1 protein-coding gene and 1 pseudogene are annotated in these 1,113 nt (G+C 59.1%); both read right to left on the bottom strand.

Going from position 1 to position 1,113, the window contains the following annotated elements; all coding sequences use genetic code 11:
• Nucleotides 1-406, bottom strand: a pseudogene (locus AC1DOC_RS34630) (D-alanyl-D-alanine carboxypeptidase); the annotation flags it as partial.
• Nucleotides 407-521: 115 nt separating this feature from the next.
• The coding region (locus AC1DOC_RS34625; protein ID WP_478131707.1) for an alpha-isopropylmalate synthase regulatory domain-containing protein at nt 522-1,113 on the bottom strand (592 nt) is incomplete at its 5' end.

Genomic DNA, 1,113 nt, shown 5'->3' with positions numbered 1-1,113 from the left:
ACTTCAGGTCGAGCGCGTCGTCGGTTCCGTGCAGGCCGGCCAGTTGCCCGAAGGACTGGCGCGCCGGCGTTTCGACGCGAACCACCGAGCGTCGCTGCACGGCAACCACGGTCTTGCCGTTCTTCTGGCGAATGGAAGCCACCACGTTGCGGCCGCCACGGACGACCTTCTCGCTTCTGTCGGCGACCTTGGCGCCGCGCGGCGCCTTGCCGGAGCGTTTGACTTCAACCGGCACCGGTCCTGCGGACTTCTTGGCCACGGAGGTCTTGGCGGCGGTTGTTTTTTCCTTCTTGGCGGCCTGTGCACCGGACAGCAAAAACGCCGTGGCGCAGAGCGCGACGGCGACGAATTTGACTGCGGGCAAGAACCGCTGGCTGGAAACTCGGCGGGGGCGGGTTTCGGGCATTAATAAATCTCCAGCGGCGAAATTGAGAACCGCAGTGTATCCAAATCAAAAAAGGCACGCAATATCAGTTACTTGCGTCCTGTTCTTCAATCGAATAACAAGAATCGCGTGTCACCTAACCTTGTGCCGCCACTTTCTCAGCTTGRCTCTGTAACTTGTTGAGCGCACTCAAATAAGCCTTTGCCGACGCGACCACGATGTCTGGATCTGCCCCGACACCGTTGACCACCCGCCCCGCATTTTGTAACCGAACTGTAACTTCTCCTTGGCTTTCTGTCGAGCCACTGATCGCATTCACCGAGTAAAGCACCATTTCGGCGCCGCTCTTGACATGCGATTCAATGGCCTTGAGAGAAGCATCGACCGGGCCATTGCCATCGGATTCACCAGTGACTTCCTTACCCTGGACGGTGAAGACAACCTTGGCCTGGGGACGTTCGCCGGTTTCACTGTGCTGCGAGAGCGAGACAAAAGCAAACTGTTCGTCAACGTTCGAGTGCTCTTCAGCGCTGACGAGCGCGAGGATGTCCTCGTCGAAAATTTCGGACTTGCGGTCCGCCAGTTCCTTGAAGCGCAAGAAGGCGGCGTTAATGTCGGCTTCGCTGGCCATGGTCACGCCCAGTTCCTGCAGCCGCTGCTTGAATGCATTGCGCCCGCTGAGCTTGCCCAGCACGATCTTGTTGGCGGCCCAGCCCACGTCCTCGGCC

Source organism: Variovorax sp. 01T439_2, from assembly GCF_056398445.1.
The sequence above is the reverse complement of the archived record's forward strand: the minus strand, read 5'-3'. Positions and strand labels throughout refer to the sequence as shown.